General features: G+C 38.7%; 16 protein-coding genes and 1 pseudogene. 7 read left to right on the top strand and 10 right to left on the bottom strand.

Going from position 1 to position 19,757, the window contains the following annotated elements; translation table 11 throughout:
- The first annotated feature begins 331 nt into the window (after positions 1-331).
- Together AC5JL8_RS09205 and AC5JL8_RS09200 are read left to right on the top strand one after the other, a co-directional pair.
- Positions 332-694 (top strand): allene oxide cyclase barrel-like domain-containing protein, encoded by a 363-nt coding sequence (locus tag AC5JL8_RS09205; RefSeq protein WP_495879570.1) that lies wholly within the window; start codon positions 332-334, stop codon positions 692-694.
- Between the two features lie 608 nt (positions 695-1,302).
- Positions 1,303-2,772, top strand: coding sequence for a PEP-CTERM sorting domain-containing protein (locus tag AC5JL8_RS09200; protein ID WP_495879469.1), 1,470 nt, complete (start codon positions 1,303-1,305; stop codon positions 2,770-2,772).
- Positions 2,773-2,953: 181 nt separating this feature from the next.
- On the opposite strand, the gene wecB is transcribed toward AC5JL8_RS09200, so the two are convergent.
- Together wecB and AC5JL8_RS09190 are read right to left on the bottom strand one after the other, a co-directional pair.
- The gene (wecB, locus tag AC5JL8_RS09195) at positions 2,954-4,069 is read right to left on the bottom strand and encodes a non-hydrolyzing UDP-N-acetylglucosamine 2-epimerase (RefSeq protein WP_495879468.1); all 1,116 of its coding nucleotides are present in this window, start codon (positions 4,067-4,069) and stop codon (positions 2,954-2,956) included.
- A gap of 151 nt (positions 4,070-4,220) precedes the next feature.
- Positions 4,221-4,595, bottom strand: a complete 375-nt coding sequence (locus AC5JL8_RS09190; protein WP_495879467.1) for a hypothetical protein — start codon at positions 4,593-4,595, stop codon at positions 4,221-4,223.
- Positions 4,596-5,317: 722 nt separating this feature from the next.
- Here AC5JL8_RS09190 and AC5JL8_RS09185 point away from each other — a divergent pair.
- The gene (locus AC5JL8_RS09185; protein WP_495879466.1) at positions 5,318-6,631 is read left to right on the top strand and encodes a type IV pilus twitching motility protein PilT; all 1,314 of its coding nucleotides are present in this window, start codon (positions 5,318-5,320) and stop codon (positions 6,629-6,631) included.
- 191 nt (positions 6,632-6,822) lie between these two features.
- The gene (locus tag AC5JL8_RS09180; RefSeq protein WP_495879465.1) at positions 6,823-7,593 is read left to right on the top strand and encodes a circadian clock KaiB family protein; all 771 of its coding nucleotides are present in this window, start codon (positions 6,823-6,825) and stop codon (positions 7,591-7,593) included.
- 103 nt (positions 7,594-7,696) lie between these two features.
- On the opposite strand, the gene AC5JL8_RS09175 is transcribed toward AC5JL8_RS09180, so the two are convergent.
- The 7 genes and pseudogenes from AC5JL8_RS09175 to AC5JL8_RS09145 form a co-directional block, all read right to left on the bottom strand.
- On the bottom strand, positions 7,697-8,878 hold the full coding sequence (locus tag AC5JL8_RS09175) for an endo-1,4-beta-xylanase (RefSeq protein WP_495879464.1): 1,182 nt from the start codon (positions 8,876-8,878) through the stop codon (positions 7,697-7,699).
- A complete protein-coding gene (locus AC5JL8_RS09170) occupies positions 8,862-9,962 on the bottom strand; it encodes a glycosyltransferase family 4 protein (RefSeq protein ID WP_495879463.1) in 1,101 nt (366 codons plus the stop codon). Before AC5JL8_RS09170 ends, AC5JL8_RS09175 begins: the two co-directional genes overlap by 17 nt.
- Before the next feature lie 60 nt (positions 9,963-10,022).
- Positions 10,023-11,300, bottom strand: coding sequence for an O-antigen ligase family protein (locus tag AC5JL8_RS09165; protein ID WP_495879462.1), 1,278 nt, complete (start codon positions 11,298-11,300; stop codon positions 10,023-10,025).
- Positions 11,301-11,351: 51 nt separating this feature from the next.
- On the bottom strand, positions 11,352-12,467 hold the full coding sequence (locus AC5JL8_RS09160; protein ID WP_495879461.1) for a glycosyltransferase family 4 protein: 1,116 nt from the start codon (positions 12,465-12,467) through the stop codon (positions 11,352-11,354).
- A gap of 24 nt (positions 12,468-12,491) precedes the next feature.
- The gene (locus AC5JL8_RS09155) at positions 12,492-13,589 is read right to left on the bottom strand and encodes a glycosyltransferase (protein ID WP_495879460.1); all 1,098 of its coding nucleotides are present in this window, start codon (positions 13,587-13,589) and stop codon (positions 12,492-12,494) included.
- A 76-nt stretch (positions 13,590-13,665) separates the two neighbouring features.
- Positions 13,666-15,105: a flippase gene (locus AC5JL8_RS09150; RefSeq protein WP_495879459.1), complete on the bottom strand. Its 1,440-nt coding sequence runs from the start codon at positions 15,103-15,105 to the stop codon at positions 13,666-13,668.
- Between the two features lie 11 nt (positions 15,106-15,116).
- Positions 15,117-15,540 (bottom strand): annotated as a pseudogene (locus AC5JL8_RS09145) (glycosyltransferase family 2 protein).
- A 554-nt stretch (positions 15,541-16,094) separates the two neighbouring features.
- Between AC5JL8_RS09145 and AC5JL8_RS09140 the strand changes: the two are divergent.
- The 3 genes from AC5JL8_RS09140 to AC5JL8_RS09130 all read left to right on the top strand — a co-directional run bounded on the left by AC5JL8_RS09140 (position 16,095) and on the right by AC5JL8_RS09130 (position 18,244).
- Positions 16,095-16,832: a class I SAM-dependent methyltransferase gene (locus tag AC5JL8_RS09140; protein ID WP_495879458.1), complete on the top strand. Its 738-nt coding sequence runs from the start codon at positions 16,095-16,097 to the stop codon at positions 16,830-16,832.
- A 297-nt stretch (positions 16,833-17,129) separates the two neighbouring features.
- Positions 17,130-17,267 carry a hypothetical protein gene (locus AC5JL8_RS09135; protein WP_495879457.1) on the top strand — a complete coding sequence of 46 codons (138 nt, stop codon included), beginning with the start codon at positions 17,130-17,132 and terminating at the stop codon, positions 17,265-17,267.
- A gap of 131 nt (positions 17,268-17,398) precedes the next feature.
- On the top strand, positions 17,399-18,244 hold the full coding sequence (locus tag AC5JL8_RS09130) for a WecB/TagA/CpsF family glycosyltransferase (protein ID WP_495879456.1): 846 nt from the start codon (positions 17,399-17,401) through the stop codon (positions 18,242-18,244).
- Positions 18,245-18,623: 379 nt separating this feature from the next.
- On the opposite strand, the gene AC5JL8_RS09125 is transcribed toward AC5JL8_RS09130, so the two are convergent.
- Positions 18,624-19,661 (bottom strand): hemerythrin domain-containing protein, encoded by a 1,038-nt coding sequence (locus AC5JL8_RS09125; RefSeq protein WP_495879455.1) that lies wholly within the window; start codon positions 19,659-19,661, stop codon positions 18,624-18,626.
- Between the last annotated feature and the right edge of the window lie 96 nt (positions 19,662-19,757).

Below are 19,757 nucleotides of genomic sequence, written 5' to 3'. Positions count from 1 at the left end.
AAATTTTGTTTGCTCTGCCGATCAACTCTTGCTTATGGTTGGTGTTTTCAGGAATTTCCACCGTAAAACCGCTTTTATTACCACTTTAATGATTTAATAACCAGACTCTTCCATATTTTTAAGAGGAGCATGATTTATAAGATTTATAAAAATAAAAATAAGTAATCATATATTTTTTTATTCTATATATATTTAGGTACAAAATAAAATTAAGCCTGAGGGTACGGCTATGACTAATTCCGATCCTTTTACTGGATACAACGATACCATAGTCGGTGCGGCAGCAGCCAAAACACATACAGTTTGAAATTTTGATCAAAGGGCAACATCTATAAAATATACAGATGGAGGGGAACCAGGGCGTGGTGTTGGTGACGTTATAAATGTAACATCTAATTTATTCCTTGAAGGTACAAATACACTAATTGGTACAAAGCAATCTGAATTCACAGCAATTAGACAACTAGGAAATGGTGAGATTATTGCTGAGGGTAAGGAGATTATCCACTTACCTGATGGAGATATCTACACATTAGGACAATTTAGTCAGACTGCTAATGAAGCAGGGGCAACCAATAGGCTTAAGATCGTGGGTGGTACTGAGGCCTACTCGAAAGCAAATGGCTTTGAGTACTTTACACAAGCAGGCAATGCAGGCACTGGTTTATACAATACCAGTTTAGTAATTCTCTAAATATAAAAGTTACTCACGGGTGGAACCGGACATATATTGGCATTGCACTGAGATGTTTGCAAAAACCTGCTATATGCCTTTGAAAAGCTTGATTTTTTGTTGTATATCAGGGCTTTTTTGATTCTAATGTAGCAAATTGCCAAACCTGCGAGATAGCCTGAAAAAGCCTATCTCGCAGATTTATAAGGTAGGCTATTCCAAATTCTTAGTGGCATACAGTCAGCAAATAACCTATTTACTGATGCTCGCTTTGAATTTTGAATTACTAAAAGTATTGCTCACTGTTTTACTAAATACTTAAATCATCAAAACATCAAAAATATTGATATAAAAAGCTAAAAATTGTTCATTCCAATGGGAAGGAAATTTTTATAAGATTTATGTCTAGAGTAAACTTGTGGTCATGTGGTCAGTTCAACTGCTTTCATCAAACCTACTTGTCTTGGATACATTATGTTGATGCCTATCAATATTAATGCATGATTAGGTAAGAATTAGTTTGCACTATAAAATACTAAACAATTACATCGTCAAGTTAACTTAATTGGTCTTTGAGATGCTCGTTTTTTCTGCCAAATTTTTAAACTAAAAATAGGAGATTAGTGCTGATGGTAGCCTCTGCTGTCAACCCAATTAATGGTGGGAACAACACCTCCACTGCTGGTAACCCCTTCGCTAGCACTGGTGGCAATCCTATTCCAGGTGGTGGTATCAACCCTTTTGCAGGCGATGGCGGCAGTAAGCTTCAGCAATTAATCTTTGATCGCTTGAAGTTAGTTCTTGGTGACAACTTTTCCAACAATGCTAACAGTCCATTTGCAGGTGGCGGTAGTCCCATTGCAGGTGGCGGTAACCCATTTGCAGGTGGTGGTAACCCATTTGCAGGTGGTGGCAGCCCCATTCCAGGTGGTGGCGGTAACCCGTTTGCAGGTGGCGGTAATCCATTTGCAGGTGGTGGCAGCCCCATTCCAGGTGGCGGTAGGCCCATTGCAGGTGGCGGTAGTCCCATTGCAGGTGGTGGCAGCCCCATTCCAGGTGGTGGCGGTAATCCATTTGCAGGTGGCGGTAGGCCCATTGCAGGTGGCGGTAGTCCCATTGCAGGTGGTGGCAGTAACCCATTTACAGGTGGTAATCCCATTGCAGGTGCTGGAAGTTTGCTTCAGCAATCACCTTTTGATCCGTTGAGAGAAGTTCTTGGCAACAACATGGCCTATTCTGGCGGTAGTAGCCAGCGTTTTAATGCAGGCAATGCACCTGTTGGTAATGGCAATAGAGATTCTGGTAGCAATAATGCAACCATTGGTAATGGTAACTCAAACTCTGGTAGTGACAGTGCAACTATTGGTAATGGCAACTGGAACTTTAATAGCAACAACGCAACCATTGGTAATGGCAATTGGCTATTTGGAAGTGGCAATACAAATCTTGGTAACGGTAACTGGTACTGGGACGATGGAAGTAACAACTCAACCTTAGGTAATGGTAATTGGCACTTCAACAGTGAAAACGCAACCATTGGAAACGGCAACTGGAACTTCGGCAGTGAAAACGCAACCATTGGAAACGGTAACTGGGACTTCGGTAATAACAATACAATCATTGGAAATGGCAACTGGATATTTACGAGTGGCAACACAGTTATTGGCAATGGCAACTGGCTAGTTGATGTTGACAACGAAAATATCGGCAATTTAGAGGAATTACCTGAAGGCATCCAAGCTGATATTGACAACCTGATTGACTCCCTCGTAGGCAGAATAGGTAAAGATTTTGTTGTTTTAACAGGGAATTTTGGGGCGTCAGAAAATCAGACCTATAACCGACTCATCCTTTCTAAAGGTGCTGGTACTGACTTTAATAATACATTTACGAAAATTGAGCAGCTTTTGGCATCAGTGGGCAGAACTCAAGGGAATATTTACCAGCCTGTGCAAAACCCCCACTCTGTCCCAGAACCTTCAGCAATACCGCTGGTAATAATAGGACTTTTATATTTGCTGATGTCGAGGTTTAAAAAAAGGTTTCGTCACAAAAACGGTTATGTTGCAAAAACTGTGGAAGTTGGGGCACATATGTAAAAATACTTCCTCGCCAGGAACTATAGCTCGATTTGACGTGAGAACAACTTTTCGATAATAGTTGTATGGTTTCTCGTGAGAATATTTTCGAGCTTCATTTCTGTCAAATATGTACTCAAGACATTGCCAGTTTTTGCAACACAACTAGATTTTTGTATCAATCAGACTAGGATATTGTAGTTTAGCTAATCCCTAAATAATTTTGCACAATTTGCAATATTCGTTCTGCCGCCTTCCCATCTCCAAAGGGATTAATTGCATTTGCCATTGCTTCATAGGCAGCTGGGTTACTCAGTAAATCAGTGGCGGCTGCAATAATGTTTTCGCTGTTAGTTCCCACAAGTTTGGCTGTACCCGCAGCAACAGCCTCTGGCCTTTCTGTCGTTTCTCTCAAAACCAGCACGGGTTTTCCTAGGCTAGGTGCTTCTTCTTGCAAACCACCAGAGTCAGTGAGTAAAAAGTGCGATCGCCCAATTGCTCCTACTAATTCTGCATAATCTAAAGGTTCTGTCAAAAAAATTCGGGGATGATCCCCCAAAAGCGCTTGTAACGGTTCTCGGACTGTAGGATTGCGGTGTAATGGCAATAACAGAGCCGTATCAGGAAACTTATCTAGTATCTGTAAAAAACCCTGAGCAATTCCTTGCAGCGGTTCACCCCAATTCTCCCGACGATGAACTGTCGCTAACAGAGTACGGTATGAGTCCCAGTCTAAGCCAGGTATATTACAGGCTGGTTGAGCCGCAGCTACATTTAACAGTGCATCAATCACAGTGTTACCCGTTAGATGAATTTCACCTAAAACGCCAGAACGTTGCAAGTTTTCTACAGCCAATGGCGTTGGTGCAAAGTGCAACTGGGTGATCTGAGAAATCAGCCGTCGGTTAGCTTCTTCAGGATAAGGATTAAATAAGTCATCAGTTCTTAACCCAGCTTCTACATGACCTACAGGAATTTTTTGGTAAAATCCCGCCAAAGCTGCGGCAAAAGCTGTAGTAGTGTCTCCCTGCACTATGATTAAATCTGGCTTACTCTCGTGGAATAATGCTTCTAACCCTCGCAGACTGCGACAGGTAATATCACTAAGAGATTGTTGAGGCTGCATAATCTCCAAGTTACCATCTGCCTTGAGGTTGAATAGTTGCATTACTTGCTCAACCATCTCACGATGCTGTCCAGTCAAAATTACTTGCAACTCAAAATCTGGAGACCTTTGAAAAGCCTGAATTACCGGAGCTAGTTTAATTGCTTCCGGACGAGTACCTAAGATAATGTAAACTCGTTTTTGATTAGTCATTAGTCATTGGTCATTGGTCATTGGTCAATAGTCAATAGTGATTAAGATTTAATCATCCGTCAATCCCTACAATTAATCACTGACGGCTGATTAATAAACATGAAAAAACCCGGCTGAACCGGGCAGATGCACTGTTTGTCGAAGTCAGCACTTATATTTCGATATCACAAGTCAAAGGACAAGCAGCATAGACGGTAGCCTGCATTTCCTCTGCTTCTCCGTGCAACCAACTTAACCATTTGATTTGTGTCGGATGTACTCCCTTAAGAGTTAGCACGCCAGCAGCTAGTACAACTGCCATGACATTAAACAAAATCAAACCACCTGCTACAAGCAAAACTGCACTAACAGGCATTACAGATTGCAGAACAATCGACAACAGGCACCCGACCGTAGCCATCAAAACCACTAATGGAAAGCCGACAACCAATAAGCATACTGCCAAGGTGAAAGTCCAAATCAAAAAGCTTTTGATCATCAACAAGGAGTAGGTCTTTCCTAGATTAGAGCTTTGAGCCGAAACCATGACTTTTCCTCCTAAAAAATACACGTCAAGAATTTAATTTCAGATAAATCTCGCGTTTGCAAGAAAACTGAACTGTTTAATTAGAAGTTAAGTATATAAAAACTAGCTGAGAAGATGAGCATTTGGTTACTAAACTTTACAGTTAGTCTTTTATAAATATGAATGTAAAGCCAAGCTTATATCTACGTAAAAAGCTTGCTTCCAGCATCTACCCTAAGAGATAGAAGCACTAACCCAATAGCTGCTGAGGTCGCTTACATCTACTCTATTTCGATCATGCTTAACATTTCTTATAAAAATCAGATGAGATTCTCATAATTCTCAAAGTGGTCTGAATAAATTATCTGCTGCTGATTTTGCTGTTAATTGCTAACAACTCTTGCCTATATCCAAGAGAAATTTCTCATCTAACAAGATAAGGTATTTGTAATTAAGCTTAATGTTTTATATAACACTTAATATCATCAATAAAATTACTGATGCTTGTTAATGGTTTAAATGTGTTACACCAGTTGATATCTGGTTACAAATCTTCTCTTGAATTAATGGTTGGCGTGAAAAACAGTAAAAAAAATACTAGTACAAGTTGTGAAATGGAACTGACTGTTGCTTTCAATTTCTGAGGCAACAGACACCCACTACTCTGGCTCTCGCCGCCACGAGGTCATCTACGGATGATTTCTCCCGGATTTAATTTTTTGCCTGCTACATTTTAAAGATTTATGACAGAATCACAGCATCCATCTAGTACTAATGCCGCTACACGTAATGTCCCGCCAATACCACCACCACCGCCAGCGCCAACGTTAATTACACAACGCCAAGCTACACAAACGTTGGATATGTCAAGGAATGCCAACACTCCTGGTATCCCTGCTGCACCACCGCCACCACCAGCTTCTGCGCCTGTTGCGGCTCATCGTCCAGGTTCTCCACCACCGATGCCTAATATCCCAAATAATAAGAGCAGCAGTTCAGGTTTGACTTTAGAAAAGCTAATTAAAGAAGCTTACGATAAAGGATTTTCTGACATTCACCTGGGTGTAGGTGAAGTACCCCGCTTCCGCAACCGAGGAGAAATTGAGACAACAGATTATCCAGAAACAGATAGAGAGACTTTTGTCAGTTGGTTGCGGGAAATCTTAACTGAAGCAGAAATTCAGCGCTTTGAAGAATATCTGGAATTTGATGGAGCAACTCAATACGATTTTGCTCGTGTGCGGATCAATATCTTTGACTCTCTGCGAGGCTATGCAATGGTATTGCGGTTAATTCCGCTAAAAATCTTGACTATGGAACAGTTGAGGTTACCGCCTATTTTTCGAGATATCTGTCATGCCCACAAAGGTTTAATTTTGGTAACTGGGCCTACTGGTTCTGGTAAGTCCACAACGATGGCGGCGATGATTGACTACATCAATAAAGAGATGCCTAAGCACATCATTACCATCGAAGACCCAATTGAATTTGTTCATAAAAGCCAAAAATCTTTAATCAAACAACGGGAAGTGGGAATGCACACCCGCAAATTTGATAATGCTTTAAAAGCAGCTTTGCGGGAAGACCCAGATTTGATACTGGTGGGAGAAATGCGGGATAAAGAAACAGTCAACACTGCTTTGAAAGCCGCGCAAACTGGTCACTTAGTAATGGGAACTCTGCATACCAATAGTGCTGTGAAAACTATTGAGCGTATACTTAATCTTTACTCAGGTGAAGAACAAGATGCCATGCGGGTGGCAATTTCTGAGTCTTTAGTAGCAGTAATTGCCCAAGGATTGTGCCGTACGACTGATAGCAAGCGGGCTGCATTCCACGATATTTTGATCAACACTGAGGCAATCAAAGAATGGATCAAAGATGGTAAGTATGATGAAATTACCGAACTGATGAAGCAAGCCAGTTTTGATGGCATGGTTACCATGAATCAGTCGCTGCTTAACCTCTACCAAGATGGGCGCATCACTGAAGAAACAGCCTTGGAAATGTCACCAACTCCTAACGAAATGGCCCAATTTCTCCGAGGACGAGTTTAATTACAGTAAAAGGTAAAAAGTAATAATAACTTTACCAAAATCCACACCCTTCTAGGGTGTTGCTATACGAACAAAGGCTGCTTCCGCAGCCTTTTGTGGATTTCAGCCTGTGGGCGTTTCACAAAATTGGCTAAGGTATTGAGGTAAAAGACAAAACTTTTTACTTTGCACTGTTTACTTCTCTTGTTCCTGTGACTGATTTAACTACAAACAGACTATCTAAACCCCAGTTGTTCAAAGGTATTGCCCTATTTACACCTGGAGGAGATTTAATTTACTGTATCGATCCAAGTAAGCAAGGTCGATGGCACTTACATTTGTGTGCAGCTTTGCAAGAAATTTTAGACTTACCAGAACTACCTCACTTTTTAGTACCTTGCTATACGGCGACTATTGACCACTGGTTAGATCCTCGCTCTCAACAGGTGCGAACTTTTGCGGAAGCATATCCGGCAATTATGCGACATCAGGCTGTGCTGAACGCCATTTTTGACGCAGGGGATTTAACATGGCAAGCAGCGCCTTGGCAGGATGGGTTGTGCGATCGCATGGTGTTGGAAACTTATCGCTCTTCATTTCCGCAACTTTGGGAAGACCACGATTTGATTGTACGTTTAGGAATTGCCGAAACAGCAGTGAAGTACCATCACCCGGCAACCAGGACACAAAAGTTGCAAGTAAAAACACAAGCTTATGTCCTGCGCCTGTTTGTTGCAGGGCATAGTGCAAATACTGAACGTATCCTTCATAATCTACATGAACTGTTAGAGCAATCGCTCTTGCAACCTTATACTTTGAAAGTTGTTGATGTTTTAACTAATCCCGAACAAGCAGAAATCGATCAGGTTTCTGCAACTCCTACCCTTGTCAAAGTTTGGCCTCATCCAATCAGGCGGCTTGTTGGAGGTTTGGATCAGGTGGAAAAGATTTTACAAATGCTGGGTACTCCACAACAGTTGTAAGTTTCATAAAAAGTATCAATGACAGACGGTGTATGTTGGGCTGTGCTAGTAGAACTTGTAACAATGACCTTAGAGGATGTTTGAAAAGTTACAAGGCAAAATTTTAGTTACGTCTGGGAGCGTGGTCAAAAGCACGAGCGATCGCATTCCAAGCTAGCTTGGGCTGCATTTGAGCATCAAGGGGTAGAGGACGAACTGGAGCACGATCAGATCTGGGTTGAGATTGGCTGACGTAAGAATAGCGATCGCTCAATCCCCACGTGATTACAGCAATAACCGCTTGTTCGTCGAGTACGGTTGAGAGATAATCTTCGTAGACTCCAGCGATGATGCGATCGCGGACTTTTACATCTGTAGGCAGCTTTTTATCAGCTACATCCATTTCTGTAATCATAATTTTTAATCCCATACTGGCTACATCATGCAGAAATTTTCGTAGCTTGCTTGGGTTAAATTTATTCTCACCAGGGAACAAGTGAGCTTGAATACCAACGGCATGAATCGGTGTACGCTTAGTCTGTAAACGCTCTAGTAATTTTAGTACCGCCGTTCTTTTTGCTTCCTGTTCAGGAGTGTCATAATCTAAATCAAAATCGTTGTAAACTAATAATGCTTGAGGATCAGCCGCAGCAGTGAGACGAAAAGCTAAGTCAATATAATTTGGCCCCAACAATTCTAACCAGGGAGTGATTCGCCAGCCGTCATTTCTGCCATCTTCTGTTCTAATAGCCTCATTCACTACATCCCAAGAATGTATTTTTCCGGCGTAGCGTTTCACAACTGTTTGAATGTGCTTTTCTAATAGCTGTGCTGCATTTCGACTATTAACACTTGTTTTAAACCATTCTGGTAAAGAATCATGCCAGACTAAAGTGTGACCGCGCAACAATTGGTCGTGAGTTGCAGCAAAGTTAGCCATCCAATCGGCTGCGCTAAAATCAAAACGATCTGGACTTGGACGAAGTGTTGCATTGCCGGCAGTCCATTTAAATTCCCATTCTGGTACGAGCATACTGCAATTTTGAACTATAGCAGCAGCATATGAAGCATTTGATGAGAGATCGATCTGCCGAGCCGCTGCTCCATAAATTAGTCCTTTCTTAGCAGCACGTTCTTTTAAAGAAAATCCCTCAGTAATTATAAAATTCCTGTCGGGATCATAAAGCGCTTGTATCTGCTGATTTTCATAAGCAGCTTTACTCGTTGCTACAGCACTCATAGTTGCTAAGCTACCTAAGCCGAATAAAAAACTGCGTCTGCCAATTAATCTATGCCTTTGATTCATAAAGACTGTGTTTTTTTGCCTGTGTCAATACTGAGTTATAGACATTGAACAAAGAATTGAGATAATTTTTAATGTCGTATGGCATCACACGTTCTCTTGCAGTTTTTCCCAGTATCAACCTTAATTCCTCATTAGTAATTAAAGATAGTATTGCTGCTGATAACTGTTGAATATCGCCAGGTTTAACCAGCAAACCATTCTCATTATGAACTACTAGCTCAGGAATTCCTCCAACTGGTGTAGTAATTACAGGCAATCCCCAACTCATCGCTTCAAGTATTGCCATCGGCAAACCTTCATTGTAAGAGGGCAATAGGAATACATCCGCTTTAGCTAACAGCTTGTCTCGTTGTTCTGAGTTTACCCAACCCGCAAAAGTAATATGTTCTGTAAGATTTAGTTTCTCAATTAACTTGCGCCCTTGTTCTATATCTCCATCTCCGGCGATAATTAGCTTTGCACAGTTTTTTTGTTCAGCAGGTAGATTGGCAAACGCCTCAATTAAATCAAATGTTCCCTTGCGTTGACCAACACGCCCGCAAAAGAGTAGAGTGACTTGATTGGCATTCATCCGTTGGGGAATTTCTACAGGCAATTCAGCAGGATTAGGTAGCACAAAAACTCTTTGTGGGTTTAAATCTAGATTCAGAACGTAGTAATCTTTCCACGTTTTTGATAAAACAATCAAACCGCTGCAACGACGAAATATGCCGCTCAACAATTGCTTTGCCCATTCAGGAAGCCGAGAGTAAGTGAGATGAAATTCAGCTCCATGAGCGTGCAACAATACTGGCTTGCGAAAAATAAAAGCAATCAGGGCAAAAATGGATTTTCTTAGAAGGTTACCACCCTCTGAAATCTGAAGATATATAATATCTGTTTGCTCAAATATCAGTCTCCACAAAAACTTTACTAAAGCTTTTACAAATATTATCAGTCTATGTGCAATAGAACCTTCATCATGGCTAGTAATATGCTGAATTTCAATATCAGTAGGAGCATGTTTTAATATAAGTTTTTCAAAGCTTGCAATTCCTCCATTTTGTTCTAGACTAGAGCCAACCATAATAATTTTAAGTATCATCACTTTTCTATTCCTATGAATAATATTGTTAGATTCAATATTACAATCGAATTCAAACTATTAAGTTTTAATTAATATTTTTTCTTTAGTATAGATTGGTTCTTGAATAGGTAACAGCACAGAGTAAGCTACCGCTACGTAAAGTACCCAAAAAATATCATTTTGCAACATTAATGCACTCTCAGTCAGGTTAGACTGAATCATATATACGATAAATATTAATGGCCAAAATCCTTCTGACGTTTTACTATACCGCAACCAGATAAAGGCTTTAGTTAAAGTTTTACAAAAGCTTAGTGCAAATATAATGACTCCGAATAATCCAACATTCAGCCACAGATCTAAAAGCCCGTTGTGGGAGTTTGGAGGTATCCAACCAGCAGCATTCCAAAGCTCGCTAGATACACTACTTTCTCCTCCAAACCAAAAAGCACCATAGCCATAACCTAACCAAGGCCTTTTCCAAATCATATCCCATACCAAATTCCACAAATCTGTGCGCCCTGTTAGAGTTGCATCCTTACCAACAGCAGCAAATATCGCCTCAGAATTATCTATTAACCAAATATAAATACTGCTAATTAAAGTGATTATGGTTATGAATGTGGGAACCAAAACTTCATAGCGCCATCGCCAAGTGTGAGATATCAAAAATAGAGCAATAATCATTATCGAATTTATCATTGCTGAAGAGGATCTTGACAGTAATATAAGGATTATTGATAAACTCAAACCTAAATATAGTATTAATCGATTTTTAGTTGCACTAATAGAATTTAAGATAAAAATGGTTGTGCTAATAACCATCATTTTACCTAAAACATTCTTATGGTTATATATTCCTCGCCAAGCTCCTGCATGAATGCCTCCCATAATTCCATATTTGGGTAATCCCACAGCAAACAGAAAACTTAGCAATAATACTATTGCAAACATCCAACCTAATAAACCTATCTGCTCTTTCAAACTGTAGCGAGTAGCTAAGTAAAGACCAAATAAGGTTGTCCCAGTTATACCTAGAGAACGCACTATTGTTGCTTCTGGCCTAGCAGACCACAAAATTGAAGTTAAGGCGATGCCTAGTAGTATTAATATATATTTATCTTTACTTAGCATATAAACCACCTTTTTCCACCGAGCAGTTAATAGCACAAAGGTGATAAAATAAATTGCCAAAAATACTATTTTTACAAGAGAATTATTATCGCTTCCTGAATAAAATTCGGCTTCTCCTTCATTCACACCCCCAGAAGTAAGGACAGTGAGGGGGCCTCCCGTATAAAGCATTAATGATAAAATTGTAAATCCGTATTCTGCTAATGCCAAAATTTTTTTCATTTGTTTGCAGATACTATTAATTAAATCAAATATTATTTGCGAAACTCCTATTTATTTAGATGATAATATATTTAATATTTCCTTTGCTATATTTTCCCATTTATATTTGGTTATCATTTTGCATCTAGCTGCTTTAGAGAAAGATTCTAGTAAAGTAGGATTAAGCAATAGATTGATAATTTCTTCTGCTAAAATATCTGCTTTCATTTCAGATATGACAATACCATCGACTTGATGCTCAACAATTTCTGGCATTCCATCTTTATTAGTAACTACGCAGGGAACTCCATAATTCATTGCTTCCAATAAAAATGTTGGAAAAGGGTCACAATATGCAGGAGCAACAACTAAATCTGTTTTTAAAAATAGATCTTGTAATTCGGAAATAGATATCTTGCCTGGATTAATGATTCCAGTAATTCCAGATTCTTCAATCAGTATTTTTTTACCAATTATGACTAGCTTTGCGTTAGGAATTATCTGCTTAACTTGTTTAAAGGCTGCCAAAACTAGATTGCCACCTTTGCGTTCAAAATCTGAACCATTAAACAAAATTTGCTGGCTACCAAAAGTTTTTTCTCCTTTATAAGATTCTTGAAAGTTACCAGAAGAACCTACAACATTTATTTTGTATGGCTGTATATTATAATCTGCAATCAGAGATTTCTTTGCTACATTGCTAAAGGTGAAAATATGATAAGCTCTTTCATAAGCTTGACGCTCACATTCCATCCAATCTGCTAGTTCTTCCTGATTTTTAAAAGGAGCCCAGGGAGACCAATTTTGAGCAGCCAAATTCATGGTGTAATCTATATACATAACATAAGGAATGTCTGATTTATGCCAAAATGGGCTGTACATACCAAAAATATGAAATACTAAATCTGGAGTATATTCTAGCTGTCCGATCTTAAACTCTAGTTTCTGCGATTTAGCTATATATGCTCGCTTGGTTTTATGAAACAATCTGTCAGCTGTACTTAAAGAGAATTTGTAAATAAATCTATACAAAAATTGCATAAAGACATCAAAAAAATTATCTTGATATACTTTGCTTAACGGAAGATAATCTAATTCAATGGCATTTTTGGAGATAGCTGTAAACAAAGATTTATAGCGGTAGATGAAATTATCATCTCCTGTAACTAAAATTTTTTTAAGTTTCATAAAAAACCTCCTAAGTATAAGCGTCTAATTAAAATTAAAAACTTGTTGATACTGTGCTAAATTCGCTTCTAGAGAAAATTCACGCCCCCTTTGTTCGAGTAATTCAGAGTCAGGAGGATTGTTTAATGTGTTAATCATTGCTTCTGCCAAACCATTAACGTCTCCTACAGCTACTAACTTGCCGTACTTTCCGTTTTCTAAAATTTCTGCTGGGCCACTTTCGCAATCAGTGGAAACTACTGGAGTACCTGCCAACATAGCTTCTACAAGCACATTGCCAAAACCCTCAAAACTTGAAGAAAGTACAAATAGTTTAGCTTGTGCCATGTAAGCATATGGGTTAGCAACAAAACCAGGAAAAGCCACATCTTCTTCCATATTTAGTTCTTTGACTAGCGTTTCTAAATAAGGAAGTTCCTTACCTTGACCTAAAATCATTAATCTAGCTGGGTACTGCTGTCGGAGTAGAGCAAAGGCACGAATGAGAGTAGGAAAATCCTTCTGTTTTTCCAAACGTCCTACACCTAAAATTACAGGGTGATGCTTGTCCAAAAACCAAGGATGATTGACAGGTTGATGATATTTTTCTATTAAGTCTGAGGTATAAATGGGGTTGTGAATGACCTTGATTTGTTCTAAAGCTAAACCACTAACTTGCGCGGCATCTTCAGCTACTCCCTCAGATACGGCTACAATTGCGTCAGCCCAAGGGTAAAGCCAACGAACGAATAAAGGTGTTAGTCGCCGTTTTAGTTGAGTAGACATTTGGCAACTACGAGAAATATGGTTATGTACAGTAACAATTACACGAGTAGAGACACTAGCTAACTTTTTAGCTAAGAGGGCGATAGTATTTGTATCCTCTAAAGCAGAGATTAAGATTTTGGGTTGTTCCTGTTTTAAATAATTCACTAGTAAAGTAAGGCTCGTTATTAGCCGTTTACCTTCCAGTTTTACTAGTCGTACTTTGGGAGATATAAGTGATAAGTAGTCTCCTTCAACTTTCACTAACACAAAATCTACTTTTAGCCCTTGTTCTGCAAATCCATCTGCTAAAGTCAGCATCACTTTTTCGGCTCCACCACCACCAAGATCCATTAAAAAAAAGGCAATGTCTGTCATTTATACCTCTGTAAAAAACCAATATTACTGCAACGTTATAGTCTTTATAATGGAACTTTCAAATTATTAAATACATTTATCTGTTAGGTAAAACTTTTGCTAAAACTACCTTTGGGCCACCAACAGCATAAGTAGCCATAATAGTCACAAAAAAAGTGTAAGCCAAAGTAGCACTAAGCATCTCCGTAATAATATTTGCGTTCATTAATTTTAAAATTAGAAATATAAATACTATAAAAATACTAATTATTAATGGACGAACTAAAAGTCGCCATATATGTAAAGTGAATAGGCGATTAAAAACGGCATATATATATTGAGCAGAGGTAGCAATTTCGATTATCAGAACAGTTATTGCGGCTCCCATCAGCTGATATTTCGATATCAGTAGTATGCCAACTAAGCCAGTTAATACGCTTGTGCTAGTTACTTCAATTAGATTAACACGCTCAAAACCATTAGCTACTAGCAAATAGCCCAAAGGACGCGTAAATGAAGCTGCTACCAGCCCCAAGGCAATTATATTAAGTGGTACAGCGCCCTCAACAAATTTAGGATCGCCATAGATTAAAGTTAATATATCTCCTCCAATAAACAATAGTCCGACAATTAATGGTAATCCTACGCCTTGCAATATCTCAATTACACTTTCAGCTATGAAACGCTGCTTTTCTTTTCCTAATGTCACTGCCTTTGACATACTAGGAAATACAGCTACTACAAGGCTAGAAGCAATAATTTCAAATGGCTGCATCAATTGAACTACTGAGCCATACAAGCCAACTATAACTTCACTCGACAATAAAGATAAAATGATAACTAGCATTCTACCTTTTAAAATAGCTATACCCTCAATAGCTAAAAATGTCCGAGAAAATTTAAAAGTCTGCCAGATAAAATTCCAGTCAATCCGCCATTGAGGGTTGATAAACTGTAATATAAGTCCCCATTCAAAAAATAGAATTAATGCTTCTGAAATCACTAGACCTGCACACACAAAATTTATGCCATATTTGAGCTTCATTGCCCAAATCATGATTATTGTACGCAAAATATAAACGGGAACTGTACTGATAGCAATTAAATACATTTTCTCTTGAGCTTGAAAGATTGCTTCGGTAACGTTAGAAACAGAAAATGGAATAATCATCAAGCCCAAGATATAACAAACAATTGATGTGTCAGCATTATAGGGTAATGTAAATACTAGCAACACCATTGCTACATAACCGATGATGCTGAAAACAAACTGCAATAAAGTACCATTTACTAAATATACTGGTGTTTGCTGCGGGTTGCATGATAATTCCCGCGTAAACAAGGTTTTAAACCCTTGCGATGTCAGGGTCATGAAAAGAATATAGTAGGTGAATGCAAGCGTATATTGCCCCAGATTATAGGGGCCTAGAATACGAGCAATAGATGCAACTAATATAAAAGTTGTAATACTTTGAGTTAATCTACTAATTAATAGCGAAATAGAATTTTCTATAATTTTTCTGCGTTCTGATGTCATAAGTATATTTTTTATAAAAGTCTAATTTTATTTTCTTGGTTATATTTAGAGAATAAATAGTACTTTATTCGCCTTGATAATATTTTTGGAAAAAGCAGTTTGTCGTAACCTTTGACATCATATGAATTATCTGCAACCAGCACAAGCCTTTTCAACCTTTGTGGATCACACCAATCGTCGGAGTCTAGGAGAGCAATCCATTTGCCCTTGGCTTCTTTGAGGGCGCGATTACGTGTCTTGACCGCCCCAAATTTTTTGATTAGCTATAATCTTGAAACGCTTGCCAGTCAAACTTTTAGCCGCTGCTAAAGTCCGCTCGGTGGAAGCATCATCGACAACAGTGACTTCAATATTATTGAGAGTTTGCTTTAAAGCTGACTGTATTGCCTTACCATCACCAATATAAGCTTCCGTATTGTACGCAGGTATAATCACTGTTACCTTTGGATTTTTCAGAACGGTCTATAAAATCTTGATTTTCAGATTTTATTAGATAAGCTGATTACAGTATCCTCTCAAATAGTGATAACCAATACTATCTGGCGGTTAATGATAACCCTATGCATACACTATCCTCAAGGAAGATGAAATTGTCCACATGACTATCCACTAGGGGGTAGCGTGTTGAAGCTCTAAAGCTAATTCTAGAGACATCTCCGAAAACTATCAAACTTTGTTTGTGGCTAGCTTATATTGTTTACTTTCCAAAATGGTCACCTTTCATATTTATACTCTTAACAACGATGTCACTTCTGCCAGTTTTAGGAATAGAGATATTGGGTTATTACTTTATAAAAGTTAAGCAAGTATTTGTAAAAGAAAGGATTGAGTAAAGATGAATTTGATGCTTTACCTGAAACCATAAGTGTGCGAGAAGAAATATACTATTACATTGTTATTCCTGGGTCTTTTGGCAGCGCTCCTAAGCGCTAAAAATGTGGATAGCAATGATTACTAAGGCTTACCAATATAATTACAGGAAGTTTGTGATGTTGCTTCAAGAAGACATTGATTATTTCAATAGAGGTGAGGCTGAAAACAGTAAGTTTTGGAATAGACTTGGTGGAATGCCATTGCTTAAAGGCTTGACAGTGCTAGACGTAGGTTGTGGGCATGGTAGCCTCTGCATAAACGCTGCTTTAACTGGCGCTAGGAAGGTCGTCGGGCTAGATACAGATTCTCATAGAATTGATTTTGCTAATGAAAACCTAAGACAGAATTATCCACAACTAACACACATAGTCGAGTTCAAAGATATAGATTTACGGCACTATGACGGCTTATCCTTTGACGTTATTCTTTCCAAGGATTCGTTTGAACACATCCTTGACCTTGATATAGTAATGGCAGAGATGACAAAGCGTCTGAAAAGTGGTGGAAGAATATATATAGGCTTTGCTCCGCTCTATTCAAGTCCTTGGGGTGATCACCATAGGACGCAAATTCCGATTCCATGGGGACACCTGATCGTAAGTGAACAATTTATTATCCAAAGATTAAATCGCCAGAGAAAGCAGAAAATCAGCTCTATCTACGATCTCGGTTTAAATAAGATGACCCTAGCTGATTACCGAAGCCTATTCAGCAATTCTGGTCTCTATATTGTCTACTTGCAGACAAACGTGAGTAAAAATATAGTGATGAAGCTTTTCTCTTTGTTCAGCCGAATCAAATTCCTAGAAGAGTATTTTACTCATAATTTATACTCTATTCTGGAGAAGCCATAGAGCTGAATACAGCATCATATGGGAACTTTAAAAATTAAATTATCCAATTTCACTCCTTCAAAGCGACTTTCCCTCTCCCTGCTTCCTGCACGAGTGCCATAACAGCGATGGGATATTTTTTACTTGGAAGTCCCTATTGCATTACCTTACTCAGCACTGGTGCCGCCTGAACGAAAAACAACAGTGCTCGCATCAATACATACATGGATGTACTCTGGACTCAGTTACCTTAAAATCTTTCACTAGCAAAATATCTGGTTCTTCCGTACCTATAAAATAAATTTAGCATTAAAAATAATGAAACCCTTTATTTATAAAGGTTCTGGGGTAAGTAAACTCATGTTTGGCATAACAGGTTTAAGTACCAGTGGCTTAATGTATTTCTACGATACGGCCAAGTGGATAGCTAGGTGGACAATTTTATCTTCATACTAGGATGCTGTAGATATCAAACTTTAAGTAGCCATCAGATAGTATTTGCAATCGCTGTCTGAGGAGGAAACTACAAGAAGACTTAAAAATAAAGTTTCAACCGAATTAGTTTCCTCAATACAGGGTTTGGAAAGATGTCAAATTCCAAAGCGTTTAGGTCGTTACCGACGCAGTTTTTGCAACAGCAAAATAATTCTGTAACTCGATATTTAACCAAAAAAGTTAATATCTTAAATATTGATATTGATAATTTATTGAAAACAGAGGTTTTAGAAAAACTTCAATCTGGTGTCGTATTTACGCCTAATGTAGATCATTTGATGAAGTTGCAAAATGACCCAGAATTTTTACAAGCATATACTAGCGCTGATTACAAATTATGTGATAGTCAAATTTTGATTTATGCTTCTAAATTTTTGGGTAACCCCATCAAAGAAAAAATATCAGGTTCTGATTTCTTTCCTGCTTTTTATAATTTTCACAAAAAAAACAAAAACATTAAAATATTTTTATTAGGTGCAGCTAAAGGTGTGGCAGCTAAAGCCCAACAAAGAATAAATTCTCAAGTTGGTAGGAATGTTATTGTAGGTTCGTATTCACCTTCTTTTGGATTTGAAAAAAATGAACAAGAATGCAGAGATATCGTTGACTTAATTAACAAGTCAGGAGCTACAGTATTGGCAGTTGGATTAGGTGCACCGAAACAAGAAAAGTGGATATATAAATACAAAAATGAACTGCCAAATATCAAAATATTTTTGGCGATAGGAGCCACTCTTGATTTTGAAGCTGGCAATATCAGTAGAGCGCCAAAACTTATGAGTGAGATGGGACTTGAATGGTTATATAGAATGACTACTGAGCCTAAAAGGTTATGGAAAAGATACTTAATAGAAGATTTACCTTTCTTTTGGCTTATTTTGCGACAAAAACTTAATTTATATTCAATGCGAACTAGTGAGAATCAAAGCGGTGAGTAAAGAGAGAAACCCAATGATAATTCAAACTAAGAGAACTCTTTTACAATTATTAAACGCTTTATTATCTCTTATGATAGACATTTAACACCGGAATCAATAGGGAGATTTATGGCTCTCGCACAAGAATATCAATTGATTGTGCTTCAACCGCAGGGACATTTAGACCTGAATCTTTACCAACCACCAAACACCCAACACTTATAGCCTTGATATTCAGGATTGGCAGGAATTGACTCCACCCAGCATCGGTTACGGACTTGGCAAATTTAGATTTTGCCAGTCCTTTGAGATTTAAGTTTTCATGAGCAATGACTTTGGCTTTGGTTAATAACCATAGACAAGTTTTGTCTTTACGCCAAGATGCTTGCTGTTATCGCAATTAGACTGCCATTTCTTCCTGAATTTTGCTCTTGGCGGCTTTGAATTCAGTAGCCATTTGCTCTTTTTGCTCATCACTACAATTATTGTCAATTGCTGCAAACATCGTAAATTCTTCTTGGCGAATGTGATCGCCAACCACATCCATCAGCTGTTTAACTTTTGATCTGAATTCGTCGGCTGAAGCGGGGTTAATAGACTTAATTTCATCTAGCATCTGCTTCATTTGGGCTTGCTCATTGTACAGTTCCTGAGTGTTGTCCGAGCCGTAGAACGAGCGAACTTTTGGATAGACAACTTCTTCTTCAGCTATTGCGTGTGCTAATAGATCTTTGTAGAGTTGCCCAAAATACTCTTGGAGTTTTTGAGGATCTTTAGTAGCTCCGATTTCGGTGAAGATGGTATTCACCTTGTTATGATCTAGCCGGATCAGGGTCTGGATGTTCATATCCTGTTTGTCAGTGTTTTGGGTAATCACACTGCCAGCTACACCCGATAATGCAGCGATCGCATCTTGCACCCGTGCCCAAATTCCCTGATCGGCATCAAGACCCGTCATTTCGCGGACACCTACCTGTTCGAGTATGCCCTTGAGCTGTTCTTGGTGAGCGCGACCCTCAAAGTTGACGGTATTTAAAGGCGCAATTGCCACTTCAATGTCTGCTCCTACTTTTTGAGCAGCTTTGTGGATAACGATTCCACTCATGGCTTGACCATGCTTCATCAGTTCATGGTGAATGAGCTTCTGGTAAAACGTAAACTCATTACCTGACATCATCTGCTCAAACTGCGGAATAAATATCTTGGTTGCAGCACTAGGTTCAGCTTGAATGCCGTATTGAACGATTACAGTGTCTATAATGCCCAGGTTCTTCTGGTCATCAGAGAGCATATTCAAAAGACGCTCGCGAACATCTTGATCAGGGCAAGCATCTATTAGTTTTTGATCATTAGAGATAATTAAATTTTGAAATGCTCTAAGGTCTGCCAATCTTTCACCGATCGCAAGCCGCTTTGTATCATCTAGCGTTGTAACCACGTTTAGTTCTCCTCTATGAAAATAATCTGATTGATACCCTCTTCATCGCAAAGTAACGTAGCTAAACACGAGTGCCCCAAATATTCCTCATAAAAC

This window comes from Mojavia sp. (assembly GCF_059505145.1).
Note: the sequence above shows the minus strand (reverse complement) of the source record. Positions and strands in the feature narration are given on the sequence as shown.